The sequence below is a fragment of the Leeuwenhoekiella marinoflava DSM 3653 genome (assembly GCF_900129005.1).
Taxonomy (GTDB): domain Bacteria; phylum Bacteroidota; class Bacteroidia; order Flavobacteriales; family Flavobacteriaceae; genus Leeuwenhoekiella; species Leeuwenhoekiella marinoflava.
Genome location: NZ_FQUN01000010.1, coordinates 1 through 18723 on the forward strand (window position 1 = coordinate 1; position 18723 = coordinate 18723).

Genomic DNA, 18723 nt, shown 5'->3' on the forward strand with positions numbered 1-18723 from the left:
TGTTGCCTAATTGGTCAACCTATCCTGTTATTGTATTGCTCACTTCTATCGTTTGGCTTTCGGTAACCTTTTTGACCAAGCCTGAAAAAGATAAAACCTTATTCGATTTTTATAAACAAACACAACCCGGTGGTCCCGGTTGGGAGCGCATTATTGTAAAAGCACGCGCTGCGGGAACTGCTTTAGTAACGACCAATCAAAAATGGTCTGTACCGGCAGGAATACTGGCAACCCTTGTAGGTTGTGTTACAATATATGGTGCTCTGTTCAGCACCGGATACTGGATCTACGGTTATTATACCAAAGCCAGCATCCTAACGCTGCTCACGCTGATTGCAACTGTAGTTTTGGTGAAACTATGGCAGCGCATAAAAACGAGAGTTTTTTGAGTTTTTTTTAAATTGTTTCTGGTGAAAAGAGGCTATCTAAAAAGTATTTAGGTAGCCTTTTTTTAAATAAAAATTCTTTTTAAAAGAAGTGCTATTCCCTGTTCACTTAAGAGTAGATCCCTTGCCTTTTTCTTGAGACGAATCAGCTTATAATTACGCTTAATAATCCTATTTCCTTTGCTTTATGGCAGCTGTCCCGCAAAGGGCATCCCTAACAGTTCTGCGCCTGATAGCGATGAATCTGCTGCTTAAAACCATTCTTCGTTTCATTTTGGTAGCATCCAGTTTTATTCATCGCCTGGCCCATCGCACAGTAATACGTATCGGTTTCTTTAGCATAGAACAGATTATCTGGATGGAATGGGTTTTCTTAATGCTTTTTATCGCGTTGTTCTTTATAGAAGTAGTTGTATTTCACATAAGCAGTAATTTGCTTTTCTTCTAAATCAGTATAATTCTCTTTCATAAGCATGAAATTACTAAAAAACCGCAAAATAATCCAATAAAAAAGACTGCCTTTTCAGCCAGTCTCTTTTCTAGTTACACACTTTATGAGATAGTGCTTAGAATGCTTTAATTCCTGAAGGCTGTACATTTTCTATAAGTCCGTTTTTATTGAATTTTAAACTATCTACACATAGTTCACGTAATAAATCTATAGACTCTGGTGAATTAGGTGAATGTCTGTGATACAAGATATAATCTTGTTCATTTTTATTGAATATCGTATGATGTCCCGGGCTGTAGGTTATTGAATCTGAATCTGTACTTAAAATAGGACTTGTTTCAGCTTCTTCAAAAGGACCATAAGGATTATCTCCCATTGCATAACGCACTTTATAAGTGTCTTCGATAACTTTTCCGTCAGAATACATTAGGTAATAGATGTCATTTCTCTTTATCATTACAGGAGCTTCAAAATAATTCTCTGGAGTAACATCTTTAATCTCACCATCAAAAGTCACCATATCTTCTTTAAGCTTAACTACAAAACAATGGCCATTTACCCAGTTTAGACCTGAACCCCAATAAAGATAAGCCTGCCCATCATCATCTATAAAAGCTTCTGCATCTATCATGTGATATTCTGGAAAAAGATTTTTAGTAATTAAGGGAGTGTTATCTTCTTTAGCATTTTGCCAAGGACCACCCGGAGCGTCTGCTACACCTACCCAAACTTCACTTCCTACAGAAACATACATATAGAAACGTCCATTTTTTGCTTTAACCACAGATGGAGCCCAAACCATGGAATCGTTAGATGTTGGACTTGTACAAGCTTGCTTAGTGGGCCAATTTAATGTTTTCTCTTCCCAGTTTTTAAAATCGGTAGATTCAAAAAAAGCTAAATCCTCTTTTCCCCAAGGATCTTTGGTCGCATAGATATAAAATTTTCCTTTTGATAAAACAATAGAAGGATCTGCATAATACCCCTTAACTATTGGATTAGTGATTTTCTGATCTTCTGTAATTTTATCTGATACACTTTTAGTGGTATTCTTGCAGCAAATAAATATTGTAGCAATAAAAAAAAGTAGAGCAAGTTTCTTCATCGTTAATTTTTATAAATGATTTTAAAAATAATAAAAAACTCAATATGTAGTACATATTGAGTTTTTATCTTTTCAAAAAAATTAAATGCTGCTATTGATGAGCTTTGTTGATGTAACCCTATTTTCGATTTAGAATTATTAATAAAGAACCAAAATACAAGTAATAAGAGCCACCTAATTCACTCTTTAACAGTTACAAAGGAAAATCCAGATCATTTGTTTGAAGACTATTATTTTTAGAATGCGCAGCTCATTAGGGCAAGATACCCTCCACTATGTACAATGAAATCAATAAAAATACCGTTTATGGTCTAGTTAATAGACCAAATCTAAATTGATAGGGAGTTGTGTGTACTCGATGCTCAACACCTGTTGTTAACAAACTATAATTTTATTAATAATGACTTTTAAAAATCTATATATCTGCTTTTTTTGTCTTTCTATTTTAACTTCTTGCAACAATCAGAATTCAAAGAAAAAAGTGCGGGAACCATCACAAAATGAACAGCAAACAGATAGTAAGCAATTGGCGCCTGGCGAAGAATCAGCTTTTAACACCTCTGAAATTATAGAAAAATTACAAGGAACCTGGAAAGAAGTCCAGTACCCCTATCGTAGGATAACATTTGTGAAGAAGCAAGTCAAATTTGTAGAAGAAGGAACTCAGGTTAAGCCAGATTTTGAGCCTTTTGAAATTGCTCAAAATTGCACTTACGATAATTCAAACATAAAGAATGTAACATCTGAACAGCCAATTTTGAACTTACCGCATTCAGAAAGGTGCGAACAACTGAGCGTTTCGCAAGACTCACTAATGCTTAGTGGTTATTCACTCCATACTCAACAAACTTATGTAATCAAGTACTTAAAAATTGATTGACTATTCTCACCAATAGCTCAGGTTTTTATGTATGAAATTCCTCTTAATAAACCAGATAGTAAATGCTTCAAATATAATTATCTTTATCCCTTAATGAATGCATAATAAATGACCACACTCTTTATTAAAAATATGGTTTGTAACCGATGTATTCTCGTGGTACAAAACGAGTTGGATCAACTTGGTATGCAGGCGAAACATATTAAACTGGGAGAGGTGTTACTAAAGAAAGCCCCCACCAACGAAGAGAAAAAAAAGTTGAAAGAAGCTTTAATTTCTTTAGGTTTTCAACTCATTGACGATAAAAAAAGTCAACTTATTGAAAAAATAAAAAATGTGATTATTGATTTGGTTCATCATCAAAATAACCATACCAAATCCAACCTTTCTGAGGTGTTAAGTAGCAAGCTTCACCACGATTATAATTACTTATCCAATCTATTTTCAGAAGTAGAAGGCACCACTATCGAAAAATATTTCATATCTCAAAAAATAGAAAAAGTTAAAGAGCTATTGGTTTATGATGAATTGTCATTAAGTGAAATTGCTTTTCGTCTTCATTATTCAAGTGTCGCCTACCTCAGCAACCAATTTAAAAAAGTAACCGGACTCACCCCTAGTCATTTTAAAAAAATCCGAGAACATAAAAGAAAACCACTGGACGAAGTGTAAATCTTATAAATCAATTCCAAAATTCCACAACAATCTTCTTTCTTATTAGTGCCACCTTTGTGAGGTAGAATTAATACAGAAAAGAAATGGCAATATCTAGCAATAAAGAAATCATTTATCTTCCTTTAGAAGGTGTAGAAAGTGAACATTGTGCATTGATCGTTGAAAAAGGATTGGCACAGGTTAAAGGAATTGATAGCCACAAGGTAGAACTGAATAACCACAGGGCAGTTATTACCGTGAATAATGAAGAAGTAATTGCTGAAGCGGTAAACACCATTAAAGACCTTGGTTACGGTGTTACCACAGTTAAGAAAACTTTTCCTGTGCTTGGAATGACTTGTGCTTCTTGTGCAGGAAGTGCCGAAAGCATTGTAAAATATGAGTCTGGAGTTGTAAACGCTTCGGTTAATTTTGCTACAGGCAACCTTAGTGTTGAATACCTTCCTAATATGACGAATACCACAAAACTTCAAAAGGCAGTACAAGGGGTTGGGTACGATTTATTGATAGAAGATGAAACCTCACAACAAGAAACCCTAGAGGCTATTCACGCACAAAAGTTTAAACAATTAAAAAGAAAAACCATTTGGGCGGTTCTACTTTCACTACCGGTTGTCCTTATCGGAATGATTTTTATGGATATGCCTTATGCAAACTTAATTATGTGGGTATTTTCTACACCTGTTGTATTATGGTTGGGTAAAGACTTTTTTATAAATGCGTGGAAACAAGCAAAACATCGCTCTGCGAATATGGATACTTTAGTTGCGCTAAGTACAGGTATTGCTTATGTTTTTAGTGTGTTTAATATGATTTTCCCTCAATTTTGGGAAACAAGAGGTCTAGAAGTTCACGTTTATTTTGAAGCAGCTGCCGTAATTATTGCCTTTATTTTGTTAGGTAAATTGTTAGAAGAAAAAGCCAAGGGCAATACCTCTTCTGCCATTAAAAAATTAATGGGTTTACAACCTAAAACCGTTATTGTTATACAAGCAGATGGTACAGAAAAACAAACCCCTATTGAAGAGGTAAATACAGGAGCTGTTATACTTGTAAAACCCGGAGAAAAAATTGCCGTAGATGGTATCCTTATTTCAGGTAGTTCTTATGTAGATGAAAGTATGCTGAGTGGCGAGCCTTTACCTGTACTTAAAAATGAAAACGAAAAAGTTTTTGCAGGAACCATCAATCAAAAAGGAAGTTTTCAGTTTAAAGCCGTTAAGGTTGGCAAAGACACTATGCTTGCTCAAATCATTAAAATGGTACAAGATGCACAAGGCAGTAAAGCGCCCGTGCAAAAATTGGTAGACAAAATAGCAGGCATTTTTGTTCCTGTAGTAATGGGCATTGCAGTTTTAACCTTTATACTTTGGATAATTCTAGGAGGAGATAACGGAGCAGTTCAGGGTTTATTAGCGGCCATTACCGTATTGGTCATTGCTTGTCCCTGTGCTTTAGGATTGGCTACGCCCACGGCTATTATGGTAGGTGTAGGCAAAGGTGCTGAAAATGGAATTCTAATTAAAGATGCCGAAAGTCTCGAATTAGCTAAAAAGGTAAATGCCATCATATTAGACAAAACAGGAACAATCACTGAAGGTAAACCTGTGGTAACGGAAGTAAAATGGTTGAATAATAACGATGTTACTAAAGACATTCTTTTGAGTATTGAAAAACAATCAGAACATCCATTAGCAGACGCGGTAGTAAAACATTTGAATGACGTACCTACTACAGCTTCTTTATCTAATTTTAAAAGCATTACAGGCAAAGGTGCCAAAGCGGACCACAACAACGAAACTTATTTTGTAGGTAATAGAAAGCTGTTAGCTGAAAACAATATTACCATAGCAGATGAACTTTTAAAACAAGCCAATGAATGGGGTAAAAAGTCTAAAACTGTTATTTGGTTTGCCAATAGTAAGCAAACACTTTCTGTGCTTGCCATTTCAGATAAAATAAAAGAAACCTCTGTAGAAGCTATTCGGGAATTGCAAAATATGGGAATTGATCTGTATATGCTTACGGGTGATAATGAAGGAACAGCTAAAGCCATAGCACAACAAACAGGCATTAAGCAGTATAAGGCAGAGGTATTGCCACAACATAAAGCCGATTTCGTAAAAGAACTGCAACAACAAGGTAAAATTGTTGCTATGGTTGGTGATGGTATTAACGACAGTACTGCTCTTGCCATAGCTGATGTAAGTATAGCTATGGGAAAAGGAAGCGACATTGCTATGGATGTAGCCAAAATGACCATTATTTCTTCAGACCTCTCCAAAATACCACAGGCTATAAGATTATCTAAGCAAACGGTTGCAACCATCAAAGAAAATCTGTTTTGGGCGTTTATCTACAATCTTGTAGGCATTCCCATTGCCGCAGGTATTTTATATCCTATCAATGGCTTCCTATTAAATCCAATGATTGCAGGAGCCGCAATGGCATTAAGCAGTGTAAGTGTTGTCGCCAACAGCTTGCGTTTAAAGTGGAAACAGTAAGTCTTGTAAATCAAAAAAGAAATTGCATAACAAACCACAGTATTATTGTGCCGAAATTTGCAGTATGAAATAACATTTTAATTTTTAAAACAATGGGAAATAACAAAGAATTTCAATTTAAGACCAACCTTAATTGCGGGGGGTGTGTAGCCAAAGTTCAATCTGCTTTAGATGACGCAGAAGGACTTTCTCACTGGAATGTAGCTACCGACAATGCAGATAAAATACTTACCGTAAAATCAGAAGGTATAACTGAAGACGAAGTAATAACTATTATTAAAAGTAAAGGATTTAAAGTAGAGCCTTTGTTATAAAAATATAATGGCTATTCCAAAGAGCATATGAGTTAGGGAGAACGCAATCCAATAGCCAACATCATAAAGGCCATAAAGAACATAAGCCTTCTCAAAAAAAATGTCTGTATTCCTTGATGCTCTAATAATTTATTTTACAGGCTTGACATGAGTAGACGGGTTCTAACAATTGGTATTGCTCTATTTATAGGGTTTAATGCCTCTAAAAATCTAGTAAAAACGATTCAGGTAATCTTGTAATCCGAACCTGAAAATGTAAGTATTAGTCAGTTGAAAACGAAATTAAAAGCATTACCCAATATCCACGATTGATACGTTTGGACTATGGACGGCATTCATCATGTAGGCTCGTACAAACATTCAATATTCAGCATCCTACTGTTCAAATAGAAACAAGTGAGATTGAATGCAACCGGCTTATAGTTTAGATTAAATGGCGCTTAAAGGTTTCCCTACTTCTCTTTTTCTTTGACATAACGTTCTCCTACAATCCATATATTATATATAAAGCCGTAAAACTGAAAACAAGATGCGCCCCCAGAAGATTGAAGTAATACCAACGTTTCTTTAACGTTGCAGGCTTAAATTTTATGCTGAATAGGAGTTGCCACATGGCAATTCCTATTATTCCTTCAATCATACCAATAATCAAACCATTAATGAGAAAATTATTTTCCAGAAATTGGAGTAAAAATAACAGGAGATAGAGAAAACCAATTCCGGTAATGAAATGCAAGATCCAAGCTACAGGTTTAAAATTCTGCTTGCCCTTAAACAAGACACGATTCAGCCAGTATGGCTCTACCAGATTAATCTGGAAAATAAGTGTTATTACGTAACTAAAAGCAGTCATCAAGACTGTGCTGATAAATGTTGTTAATAATACACTAGCAAAGTCCATACGCTTAAAGTTTATGACACTGATTCATTTCAATGGCTGTATTTTTACGATTCTTCTTCAAAATCTGCTATCTGATACCGCGTCTTATTTTCGGCAACAGCCAGATTTATTGCACGCTCAAATAAATGGGCTTCCGTTTCAAAAAAGTGCATCATATAACCGGCGGTATTTACAAAAATGATGGTATCACCAGGTTCTGGAAGCTGGGGCAATTCGATTTTTCGTTTTAAAAGCACATCCCGCTCTAGACAGTAAGCACCAGTAAAATAAACTTCAACCGGCTGCGCATCGGGTCTTGGATTTTGAAAACCGACAAAAGGATCGAGTAAAAAATCGGCACTCGAACTTTTCAGCTGTGACATATTCATCTCCAGACCTATTAAATGGTTTCCTCGGGCGTCTATCTTGCGGTGCACCACGCGGGCTGCTGTGATTCCTACTTGATTAAGCAGACTTCTGCCGGGTTCCAATCTCAATTCGACATCCAAGTCTTCTAATCTTTGATACACAGGCTTATGAGACTTATTTTCAGTTCCTAATAGTTTTTTAAGAAAACTCCCCTTCGATTGCTTATTGTAATATGGGTATGTGGCTAATTTTCCTTCTACTGTTCCGTTTCTAATAGTAAATCCAAGACCGTCATTGTTGTAGGTAATTGCGTTTCGGTTTCCTAAAACAGCATCTTTTAAATGTTTTTGAAACTCAATCCATTGAGTTTCGTGCTTCAGGTAATTCATTAAAATTCCGCCGCCTATATCTATAAATGAAAAATTGAAACCTTGAATATTCAGTTTCTCAAGAAGATCTAAGGTTTGGTGCAAAGCTTCACCCCGCTGCCCAGTGCTGTAACCATCCAAATGAAAATGAAACCCTTCAACATTGAACTGCTGTCTCTTTGAATCTTTAAAGTAATGGAGCATCATCTCCTCCACCGCATCCACATCAAAGCCAAAACGGCTCATCAACTTATTTCCTTTATATTCAAAGCCTGAAATTCGAATCGCAATTTTAGCCTTTGTATTCAGGTCTTGACTTATTTCAAAAATCTGGTCGAGTTCATCTTCATTATCAACTACAATTAATACCCGGTTAGAAATCGCAAGTTTTAAGAGTTTCCTATTTTTTATCGCAGCTGTAGATATCAGATTATCTGGATTCAGCTGAAGGTTAACACCCTGTTCTAATTCCCGAAAACTCGCCGTGTCTACCCCAATCCCTGAGGAAATAGCTGCATTGATCAGGTTTTTAAATTTATTAGCTTTTCGTGCAAAAAACACTTTGCTTTTAAAACCATATGTACTTAAAACCTTCTGATATTCTTTACAATTTTCTTCAAAAGCGGGCAGGTTGTGAATATTTAAGGGCGATTGGTACGCTTCAAACAATTCCTTCTGAAGCTGTGTATCTTGTATAATATTCAGCATCCAGTCTGAAGTTAAGGGTTCTAATTGGGGTAGGTTATTTTTCATAGTAAGAGTATGCCATTTTCGTATCTTGAAGCTGTGCAACGGTATCTTTTGCCCATTGCGTCGCGGTATCGTTATGCTTTCTGGAAAGCGTGTCATTATCAAATAAAGTTCCTTCGGTTGGGGTGCCGTACAAGACTATTTTCTGGATCGAATTTCCCTCTATATTTATTGGATTTCCTTCCTGAGTACATCTAATTTCACCTAAATTATCCGATTGATTTTCAAAGGAGAATAGTCCGTTGCCATTCGAATACATCTCTGATTTTTTTTTGTTATGACCACGAGGCAATCGGGCATCCACATAATGTTGAAAATGTACTTTTTGAGTTACAGCATCTGTTTCCAATTGTTTAGAATGCATTGTTATTGTTGGATTTTTAGCAAACGAAAAATCTAATATTTCGGCATCCATTAAGGCTATCATTTTATGGATATTGATTTCAGGTGGTCCGTAAGAAATTCTATTGAATACCCCAAAATAATGCTGTTGAAATCGTATTTTGGAGGCTTCTGTCAATAAATTGTTGCGGTACAAATACTTAAAATCCTCAGCAAGAAAACGCCAGGCGGCCGCAGCTGCCACATACGGACTTGCTTCTTTTTTGTTTTCGTTTAGCCAAAATTTCCAGTAGGTTTTAACGGCTTGGTGTTGATTTTTTTTAGTATTTAATATCGAAAAAAGCAAATCATCTGCCGAAAAACGTTTTAACTCAGAATTTTTTTCGTGAAAACGGTCGATTGCTTTTTGAAGATTTTTAAAATCAGCATCAGGTTCAAAATTAAAATTACAGCGTTTAAACAAGCTATGATAAAATGCAGCAACAATATCTTGTTTTATAACGGGCAAAATATCTTTCTCGAAATCGAATTTCGCAGACGATTTTGGTAAGTTTTCAACAAAACGTTTCAGATAAAAACTCGTTTGTTTGAGCATTACAGTGTTGCTTCCGCGCGGGATTCCTGGAATTCCAGATCTTGAAAACGGTAAGATTAACTTGGGTTCGAGTCCGCTTTTACAATAGGCTAAACCTGAGACAGAAGATCCATTAAAATATCCTGATCGACCTTCGGTTAGTGCTAAAATAGTATCGATAGCCGTAAGACCGATTCCTTTACAGCTAACGATTTCCTGAGCACCTATATGCTTCATTGTTTCTGAGAAAGGATAGACAAAAGGAATCGTACAATCATTCTTTTTAGCATTTTCTAATCTACCGGTTATACTTGGCGAATGCCCCGTCGTGAGCAGTAAAGAATCAAAATACGGACTTTGAAAACCTATATCTTTAGTTTGAAGTTTAAATCGGGAACCCTCGTGCTTTATTCCCATCACAGTTGTGATATGTTTGTGTATGGTAATTTGTGGTTTTGCGTTAGCTACTAATTTCTCAAAATATGAGGTTAAATAACAACCTACCTCGTTTCGCGGTGCTATTTGGGTTTCTTCAAATTCTTCAGAATTCTTAGAACGCTGCGCCCGCCATTTGGTAAAAGGAAGTAGGTCACAAACAGGCAGTGGGTTTGTATGCGGTTTTAAAGAGATATATTGGTTGGGATAGTTCATCACTAAAAAATCTGGCTGATTGCAATCATAAACCCAACCTGTAGCAAAAGCATCCGTTTTGTTGAATAAATGAATCTGAATCTTTGGAATTTCGGTCTTCTCGTTTAAAAAAGCAAGAAGGCGTTCTAAACCATAAAACCCTTTGGGACCAAAGCCTACAATACCTATATGAATTTGTTCTGCGATCATCCGTTTAGTTTATTTGTAACCCATTCTTCATTATAAATCGTATCCAGATAGCGTTCTCCTCGATCGCAGAGTATTAAAACGACTTTTTGATCGCTAGGTATTGTTGCTGCGCGTTTTAAAAATGCTGAAACCACTGCCCCAGAGGAACCGCCCGCCAAAATACTTTCGGTACTCAGTAGTTTTTTACACCCGGTCACGCATTCCATATCCGAAACATGCACTACCTCTTCGATAGTCTTTCTATCCAGAAATTGTGAAGGAAGTCCCGCACCATGACCGGGTATAAAGCGGTCTTTGGGCTTATTGCCAAAAATCACACTACCCAGTGCATCTACGGCTACTAGTTTGGTTGAAAGATTTTCTGCCTTAATATAAGCTGCGCACCCCATTAAAGTGCCGCAAGTGCTAGTAGCCGCAAAAATATAATCGGCATCTGGCAAGTCGTGGGCTATCTCGGCCATAGTCTGATGGTGTGCTAATGGATTTGCCCTGTTGCCGTATTGATTGGTCCATACCGCTTTTGGTATTTTTTCCAACAATTGTTTTACACGTTTTAAGCGAGCTCCCAAATATCCGCCATCGGTACTTGGTTTTTCTACGATATCGACTTTTACGCCATAAGCTTTTAAGATTTTTAAAGTATGCTTATTTGCTTTAGGATCTACCACAATCACAAGCGGAATACTGTAATAGCTGCACACTTGGGCCAACCCAATTGCCATATTACCACTGCTGCTTTCAATCAAGGTCGTGTCAGGAGTAATTGTACCGTTTTTAATGCCTTCATTTAAAATAGAAAGTGAGGTCCGGTCTTTTATGCTACCTCCGGGATTTGCCATTTCCAGCTTACCATAAACATCGATCCCCGTAAGGGTTGACAATTGCTTTAGGTGAATTAAAGGTGTATAACCAACCGTATCGAGAATAGAATCCAACTGATGGGTGATAGGAAGAGTTGGAGAAGTTTGTGTGACTTTCATAGGGTTGAATTAATTGCTGATCTTTTAGAAGTTAAAGTTATATAATTAATAATTTTGCATTATTTACAATAACAATATTTAACACCCAGGCGTTAATTATTTTCCAATTGACTTTAAATCTATTCCTATAGTCTTTTAAAGTTTTATTTTAACTGTTAAATTCAAATAAATCAAATTCTTATGGAAACCTGGACACTTGCTTCCTTTTCTACCTTGCTGAAAGTATTTATATCATTATTAGCAATTTTCTCGATTATCATTCTTATTACGCGTATTTCGGGATTACGCACTTTTGCAAAAATGTCTAGTTTTGATTTTGCATCTACCATCGCAATAGGCTCTATACTGGCTTCGGTTGTAATGAATACCAACCAATCTCTTTTAAAAGGGAGTGTAGCGCTGGCTGGTATTGTACTATTTCAGACCGCGTTTTCGTATGGGGTTCGCAAGTCTAAAGCCATAAGCGATCTGTTAACCAATGCGCCGATGTTACTGATGTATGAAGGGGAAATACTTTATGAAAATCTAAATAAAACAAACGTAGGCGAAGATAATCTGATAGCCAAACTGCGAGAATCAAATGCATTACAAATGAAAGAAGTACGGGCAGTAATTCTTGAATCCACAGGAGATATGTCTGTGCTGCACAGTTCTGAAGGAACAATTCCGGATCGAAAAATTTTTCAAGGAGTTTCCGGAATACCCGCTTCCATTCAGGTCAAAATTAATGGATAAGTTACACTTTAAAATTTCAAATTAAACATATCAGGTCAAATAGCGTTTTTAAAAAAAAGGTTAAAGGTAGTGCCCTCGTTTTCTTTACTTTTCAGTTCTATCCTTCCAGCATTATCTTCGATCATTTTTTTGACGACATAAAGCCCCATCCCGGTACCCCGTATTGTTTTAGATAAGCGTAAGGCTTTTTCAAAAACCCGCTCTTGATGTTCAAGTGGTATTCCTATACCGTTATCCAGAACACTCAAAACCACAAATTCATCCTGAACTGTGGTAGTTATTTTGATTGTTGATTTTTTATTAGGATCACTAAACTTTACAGCATTATGAATCAGGTTATACAACACACTTCTCAAACTGCTTTTTGGGAAAACAAGTTCTCTGACCTTAAGATCTGTAGTGATTCGTATTTTTTTTTCTTTGATCTCTACTTTCAGGGCTGTAAGGATGTTTTCACAAATTGTTTCCACATTCAAAGCCTTATTAGTTAAGTTTTTATCCCCATCAGAAGTGAAGTCTTCCACTAATGATTGTAAGCTCTTAGAAGATGTTTTGAGCGTCGTAATCCATTTTTCAAATTGTACAGAATCGTTTTTTTTATGAGCCAGCAGCAGCCCGTCGGCAATTAAGGTTATGGCAGAAATGGGCTGTCTTATGTCGTGGGCGATCGCGTATTTGTGAGTTTCGTATTGCGAATTTAGTTTTTCAAGCTCTCTTAAAGCCATCAGGCGTTTTGTGATATCCACAAAAGTAATAATGACACCATTTATCAATTTTTCCTCATGCTCAATATAAGGTACAATATTCATCTGAAACCACTGCCCATCTGTGGTTTGCACCTCTTTTTCTAGGATTTTATTTGAGTTTTTTATGACTTCCTGTATGTCTTCAACCACATAATGGTAGCGCAAATTATCCTTTATATCAGCAATGTTTTTGCCTACATGGTCATAGGTAAGCGAAAACTGCCTCATCGCAGGTGGAGTAAAAATCCTCAGAATGAGGTCTGCATCTACAAATAGTTGTGGAATTATCGTATTCGAAAAATAATTGGAAAGGTCAAAATTAAGCTTTCGCAACTGTCTCGCATCAGTTCTTGGGGTTTTGATCATGGCGTTGAATCTAAACAATTATTTTTCAACAATATATAACAATAGAAGCCATTTACAGCAACATGCTAGAAATAACCTGTTTCTCTAAGTTAATGATAAGAGCTGGAGAATAAGTAGACTACGATGGTGATATATGTATTACAGAAACAATTAGGCTTAAGTGTGTATCTTGAGTAAGAACAGCCCTATCCCTACTCAAAAGAGTACATTGTTTAGACTTTAACATGAAAAAAATGAGGGTGTAATTTAACTTACCCTGAATTCTTCAAACCTATTTGTTTCGCAAGCAACTTCCAATCTTTAACCACTGTCATCACTTCTTCAAAAATAGTATTCATTTAATTTTCGTTCAAATGGAGAAACTCTCCAACGCTTTGGGCCAACTCGAAATCCAGCACATTATCATCAACATTAAGTGACAACTCATACTTCTCGATTGACGGATTTAAATCGTAGGCTGGCGACAGTCCCCGTCCTTTTTCTTTAAGAATGAACCCGTTATTGCGCAAATGGTCATCAGTATTAGAGATAGCAATATTAAAAACTATTCTGTGCCCTAGTTGGTATAGATAAATTTTTGTATAATGAACGGCCATTTGGTGTATGGTTTGTGCAACAGACTGTTGATATTATAAAAAATCAGGTAGAAGCCAATGACTGCAAGTGTAGGTCGTACCTAAATAGAAAATAATTAATCTGAACCATCGGCTTGTGCTTTGTGAATGGTATAATTGGCGATCTCTATACCTTGCCGGGTTCCTACGGTAGCATCAAAGCTCCAGTGAATACCCCCATAAACTCTGGAAATAGCTGCTTCTTCCGCCCAGTTTCTGACCAACTCCGCTTTCTCGGGAAAAATATACGCCAGAACTTCTGATGCCGCCGCAGAAAAAACACTGTGACCAGAAGTATAACTGGGAAAATTAGGAGTTCCGGCTATTGTTTTAAACCCCGGAATGGTCTGTATGGGCCGGGGATAATGATAGTAATATTTAGCATCCCAGCAACTTATTCCGGCATCCATCACTGCCATATTAAGATAAGCTAATGTGCGGGCAGCTCGCAACGGATTCATTTTATGTTCTACTATAAATTCGTTTGCAAATCGGTTCCAATGTCCCGGTGGCGTATAGGTGCCCAAGCCGTCCTGCCAGAAATTGGCGATTCTTCGTTTTTCCTCAGTCATATTTGAAGCGTGATCTTTCAGCAGTTGTACATCTTTTAGATACGATTCAGAGTCAATTGCCGGCGGGGCAACAGGTCTTACATCTTCCACATTGGTCACATTCCACATTTTGACTTTACCAAACAAAGGCGTAAGCCCTACAGGACGAGTAGGAAGTTCCAAATTCTCCCATTGCCATCCAAACCTGTTAAAGGCAGCTTGTTTTATAGAGTCGGAAACTGCTTTAGGGGTCTGGGCGTTTTTCATACCATCACTTGCAGCTCTTGTTAACGCCAGTTGAGCGACAGCATCGCCAATCGTTGATCCTGCAGCCAGATCGCTTGCCACGTTTGCTCCCGATACCCCAAGACTTTCTAAATGGTTCTGCTCTAGCTCTTGCAGATAGGTGGCTTCTAAAGGAAAGAGTGCCGTAAGTATTTTTCGGGATACCCGGGCAAGAACTGCCCCGTCTGATGGATAAGACGGAAGCGTATTAGGCTCATAGGCAAAAGAAATTGAGGTATCCTGCTGGTAGGGAGCTTTCCTGTTGTACCGGTATTTATAATGCCAGGCAGCAATCAATCCATCAAATTGCGCAACAGAGAGATATGCAAGGGCTCTGCCGGCATAAGGAGGATGTGCAAAAGGAAAACCCGGAGGTCCGTCTGGAGTAGCTGGAGAGGGCAGCGTATAAGAATCATCATCATTAGGTCCCGGAATGATATTGTACTTTGCAATAAGCTCCAGAGCAATCTCATTCCATCTTACAACAGGATTATTTCCCCAGTAAGCCAAGGATTCTCTTTGGGAATCAGTCATTTGCCCAATGGCGCTTTTTAAAGCCGTTACTTCTGCTTTATAACTTTGAGAAGTTATCTCCTTTGGAGCTTCAAGAGTAATGGAAGATACCTGATCAAAAAGTACCGGTTTCCATGTACCTCCATTTTCATCAAGACCTGTAAAGGAATATTCTTCATATTCCAGGTAGGTTGGCAGGTCTTTTTCGCAGGAGACACAAAGAATTATTCCACAGAAGAGAAAAAATAAAAAAGGTTTAGTTATCATCGAATCCTGTATTAGTTTTTTTTACGAAATTGAATTGATACGTGAGACCCATACTGACATTTGTAAATTTTCCTGTATTTAGTCCATGTACAACCTGGCTGTAATTACCCACAGCACCCAGCCCCTTTGCAAATGGAAAATAATATTGAAGCGAAACACCAATTCTGTCAAAGGTCACCTTGTTTGTAGGCTGTGCGGCATTATAAGCTCTTATATCATCGCCGCTGGTCGATTTGATACCGGTGTAATTGAGTTCAAAACGCAGGGTATTGCTAAAAAACCATTTTCCGATTACGGCTTCGACATTCCAGGCGTTGGGAACGTCCATAAACGAAGTATAATAACTGCCGTCATTATAGTAATAATCGCGTTCAGCTTCGGTGTAGCCTCTCCAAAGATGACCTGCCATACCTCGTGCGTAAAAACCGTTGTTAAGTTGGTATTTTACAATACCGCGCAAAGCAAACTCCGGAGCACCTAACCCCAGACTGTACGGCATATAATCTGATAAATAGTTCGTGGCAGGAGTTGAAAACCCTGCACCTGTTAAGATGTAAAGATTCCCGTTTCCGAGTTCTTTTTCCAGGATTTTATACTTAAGAGCCAGGGTTAGATCCTGAAATCCTTTAGCTCCTTCAAACCGGCCTCCGTTAGGGTTTGATGATTCTGTTTTGACATAAGGAAGTCCTATATATAGATTAAGGTCATTAAAAATACCCACCGCTACCATGGGTAAGAGGGTTTGCCTGCTAACCGTCGCTATGGTCTGATTTTCTCGTAAACGCTCCCCTTCCCAGTATTGGTCAAATGCTCCGTAGTCATAACTTACCAGAAAGCAAACATTTTTAGAAGGCATCATTAATGCATCTGTGGGAGTTTGCGCAACCAGTGTTGATTTTAGAAAAAATAAGCTCAAAAAAACAGTACACTTAAAAGCTTGTTGAACTGTTGTATAATTAAGGAGTGATCTAATCATTAACTAGTGTCTTAAAATCCAAAGCGTCTTAAATGGGTAGCTTATGAGGAAGGTTTTGTGATTGTACCAATGTGCAGGTATAGAGATTTATGGTTTTGACGAATGTAGTTTCTTAAATAAGAACACGGAATTAATGAAAAAACAAATAGATTAATGAAAGATTAATCCTGCCAATAAAATACTAAACCGAAAGGTATTTTTTGTTTATTTGGAAGTATGTTAAAGAAAAGAACGCTTTACCTGTTGGTTTTTATAATTTCTGCGATTGGTCTTTTAGTCGTTCAATACCAGTATTTGAAGGTAGGTCTGGTATTGGCAAATTCTCAATTTTCTAAAAAAATAGACGAGGTTCGTGCGGTGATTTCTAAAGACCTCTCAGAATATAATGCGTTGACCTATTCTTTAGGCAGAACGCTTCGGGAGGATGCATCCCAACTTGCTATAGATCTGGATAGTCTGCAGAAAATGAATCAGTATTACCTAAACGATTACCTGGCTTATCAGCTGCAAGTATCGGGCATAGATGCTCCGTTTTCATACACCTTATCTTCAAAAGATTCGGTAACGTATCTTCTTTCACAACAAACTTTTTCAAACGAGGAAGAACTTAAATTTTATCCTATTCCCATAAAAGGATACCTCTCAGACAGTTTGGGAAAGGACCTGGTGCTTCAACTGGGTTTCAGTGATATTAACTCCTACTTTTTAAATCAGCTTAACGGACTTACGATTCCGGGACTGGTTTTTCTTTGTGCAATCATTCTTGTGGTTATCTGGGTGCTTCGGTCATTTTACTGGCAGAGTACGCTAATCACCACGACTAATGATTTTATCAATAATCTCACACACGAATTAAAAACGCCGGTCTTTTCGATAGGTATAGCAACTAAAATTTTAGAAGAAGAAATTCCACCTGAAAAGCAAAACATTCTCGAGCTTATTAAGCGGGAAACGCAACGACTTAAAATACATATTGATAAGGTATTGGAACTGGCGAGTCTGGAATCGGGTAAACGAATCATTCACTTGGAAGCGGTCGATTTAAGACCAATCATAGCGAGAATAGCTGATGATTTTAAGGTGCTGGGAACCTATGACAACATTGATTTTAGCTACACTCTTGAAGAAGGTCCCTATTGTATTAAAGGCGAAATCTTTCACCTTGAGAATGCTTTGTTTAATCTTTTAGATAATGCAAAGAAGTATTCAAAACACCCAAAAATACATCTGGAAGTAAAAAAGGAAGCGTCACAGCTTTGTATTGTGGTCCGGGATAATGGCAAAGGAATCAGTAAAAAAGAGATTAAACGGATTTTTACAAAATATTACCGAATTAAAAATGACGATTTACATGCTGTTAAAGGCTATGGGCTGGGATTGACTTATGTGAAGAAAATTGTAAAACTTCACGGAGGTAAATTAAAAGTAAGCAGTAAGCCGATGTCTGGAACGCAATTCACGATCCTACTGAAACTCTTAAAAAATTAAAACTATGTATACTATTTTACTGGTTGAAGATGATACCTCTTTAGGATATTTGCTTACTGAATATCTTAGTATCAAAGGCTTTAAAATGAGCTGGACTAAAAATGCAGAAGAGGCGTTGCAGCTTTTAGAGTCGTATTCTTATGACCTGATTATACTTGATGTGATGCTGCCTGATTTGACCGGATTTGATTTGGCAAAAAAAATAGCAGCGACATTTAATACAATTCCTTTTCTTTTTTTGACGGCCAGATCCTTAAAGGTTGATGTTTTAAAGGGTTTTGCTCTTGGGGCTGTAGATTATCTTAAAAAGCCTATAGATGAAGAAGAACTTGTCGTACGCATAAACGCTTTACTCTCCAGATTGTCTCAGAATCCCTCACAAGAGGAAAATGCGCAGGAATTTAAGCTGGGTAACTACCTGTTGAATGCGCGCAATATGGAGCTTATTTTTGAAGGGAAGCCCACTCGTTTGACTTCAAAAGAATGTGAACTTCTTGTGTTTTTGGCTATGCAAAAAAATCAGTTGTGCAGCCATAAAGAGATTCTAATCACACTATGGGGTAAAAATGATTACTTCAACCGAAAGAGCTTAAATGTTTTTATTTCCCGCTTACGAAAATACCTGTCGCAAGATGATTCCCTAAAAATTGAAAATATTCACAGACGGGGTTTTATACTCAGAGAATGGGGATTAGAAAAGTAAACTTTTAGTCTTATTTTTTTGTCCTCGGCGCTTCTCTAGAAATCTTTTTTAAAACTAAAAA

General features: G+C 37.2%; 15 protein-coding genes and 2 pseudogenes. 8 read left to right on the forward strand and 9 right to left on the reverse strand.

Going from position 1 to position 18723, the window contains the following annotated elements:
• Positions 1–389 (forward strand): annotated as a pseudogene (locus BUB91_RS09725) (Na+:solute symporter); the annotation flags it as partial.
• Positions 390–952: 563 nt separating this feature from the next.
• Here BUB91_RS09725 and BUB91_RS09730 read toward each other — a convergent pair.
• A complete protein-coding gene (locus BUB91_RS09730; RefSeq protein ID WP_073099056.1) occupies positions 953–1942 on the reverse strand; it encodes a family 43 glycosylhydrolase in 990 nt (329 codons plus the stop codon).
• Between the two features lie 400 nt (positions 1943–2342).
• Here BUB91_RS09730 and BUB91_RS09735 point away from each other — a divergent pair, with 400 nt between their 5' ends.
• The 4 genes from BUB91_RS09735 to BUB91_RS09750 all read left to right on the forward strand — a co-directional run bounded on the left by BUB91_RS09735 (position 2343) and on the right by BUB91_RS09750 (position 6315).
• Entirely contained in the window at positions 2343–2822 is a 480-nt protein-coding gene (locus BUB91_RS09735) for a hypothetical protein (protein WP_073099057.1), read from the forward strand.
• Between the two features lie 108 nt (positions 2823–2930).
• On the forward strand, positions 2931–3494 hold the full coding sequence (locus BUB91_RS09740) for a helix-turn-helix domain-containing protein (RefSeq protein ID WP_073099058.1): 564 nt from the start codon (positions 2931–2933) through the stop codon (positions 3492–3494).
• A gap of 86 nt (positions 3495–3580) precedes the next feature.
• Positions 3581–6001 carry a heavy metal translocating P-type ATPase gene (locus BUB91_RS09745; protein WP_073099059.1) on the forward strand — a complete coding sequence of 807 codons (2421 nt, stop codon included), beginning with the start codon at positions 3581–3583 and terminating at the stop codon, positions 5999–6001.
• Between the two features lie 92 nt (positions 6002–6093).
• Positions 6094–6315, forward strand: a complete 222-nt coding sequence (locus BUB91_RS09750; protein ID WP_073099060.1) for a heavy-metal-associated domain-containing protein — start codon at positions 6094–6096, stop codon at positions 6313–6315.
• Positions 6316–6799: 484 nt separating this feature from the next.
• Here the strand turns inward: BUB91_RS09750 and BUB91_RS09755 are convergent, their stop codons facing one another.
• The 4 genes from BUB91_RS09755 to sbnA are packed head-to-tail and all read right to left on the reverse strand — an operon-like array spanning position 6800 to position 11418.
• Positions 6800–7216, reverse strand: coding sequence for a hypothetical protein (locus tag BUB91_RS09755; RefSeq protein WP_073099061.1), 417 nt, complete (start codon positions 7214–7216; stop codon positions 6800–6802).
• A gap of 44 nt (positions 7217–7260) precedes the next feature.
• Entirely contained in the window at positions 7261–8685 is a 1425-nt protein-coding gene (locus BUB91_RS09760) for a Y4yA family PLP-dependent enzyme (protein WP_073099062.1), read from the reverse strand.
• A complete protein-coding gene (locus BUB91_RS09765; protein ID WP_073099063.1) occupies positions 8675–10438 on the reverse strand; it encodes an FAD/NAD(P)-binding protein in 1764 nt (587 codons plus the stop codon). Before BUB91_RS09765 ends, BUB91_RS09760 begins: the two co-directional genes overlap by 11 nt.
• The gene (sbnA, locus tag BUB91_RS09770; RefSeq protein ID WP_073099064.1) at positions 10435–11418 is read right to left on the reverse strand and encodes a 2,3-diaminopropionate biosynthesis protein SbnA; all 984 of its coding nucleotides are present in this window, start codon (positions 11416–11418) and stop codon (positions 10435–10437) included. Before sbnA ends, BUB91_RS09765 begins: the two co-directional genes overlap by 4 nt.
• Positions 11419–11598: 180 nt before the next feature.
• Here sbnA and BUB91_RS09775 point away from each other — a divergent pair, with 180 nt between their 5' ends.
• Positions 11599–12153, forward strand: coding sequence for a DUF421 domain-containing protein (locus tag BUB91_RS09775; RefSeq protein ID WP_073099065.1), 555 nt, complete (start codon positions 11599–11601; stop codon positions 12151–12153).
• A gap of 35 nt (positions 12154–12188) precedes the next feature.
• On the opposite strand, the gene BUB91_RS09780 is transcribed toward BUB91_RS09775, so the two are convergent.
• The 4 genes and pseudogenes from BUB91_RS09780 to BUB91_RS09795 form a co-directional block, all read right to left on the reverse strand.
• Positions 12189–13265 (reverse strand): sensor histidine kinase, encoded by a 1077-nt coding sequence (locus BUB91_RS09780; protein WP_073099066.1) that lies wholly within the window; start codon positions 13263–13265, stop codon positions 12189–12191.
• 338 nt (positions 13266–13603) lie between these two features.
• Positions 13604–13873: pseudogene (locus BUB91_RS09785) on the reverse strand (HipA domain-containing protein); the annotation flags it as partial.
• Between the two features lie 83 nt (positions 13874–13956).
• Complete coding sequence (locus tag BUB91_RS09790; protein ID WP_073099068.1) at positions 13957–15495, reverse strand: vanadium-dependent haloperoxidase; 1539 nt, start codon at positions 15493–15495, stop codon at positions 13957–13959.
• The gene (locus BUB91_RS09795; RefSeq protein WP_073099069.1) at positions 15485–16471 is read right to left on the reverse strand and encodes a transporter family protein; all 987 of its coding nucleotides are present in this window, start codon (positions 16469–16471) and stop codon (positions 15485–15487) included. Before BUB91_RS09795 ends, BUB91_RS09790 begins: the two co-directional genes overlap by 11 nt.
• Before the next feature lie 216 nt (positions 16472–16687).
• Between BUB91_RS09795 and BUB91_RS09800 the strand changes: the two genes are divergently transcribed.
• Together BUB91_RS09800 and BUB91_RS09805 are read left to right on the forward strand one after the other, a co-directional pair.
• Positions 16688–17959, forward strand: a complete 1272-nt coding sequence (locus tag BUB91_RS09800; RefSeq protein WP_073099070.1) for a sensor histidine kinase — start codon at positions 16688–16690, stop codon at positions 17957–17959.
• A 4-nt stretch (positions 17960–17963) separates the two neighbouring features.
• On the forward strand, positions 17964–18662 hold the full coding sequence (locus tag BUB91_RS09805; RefSeq protein ID WP_073099071.1) for a response regulator transcription factor: 699 nt from the start codon (positions 17964–17966) through the stop codon (positions 18660–18662).
• Positions 18663–18723 lie beyond the last annotated feature (61 nt).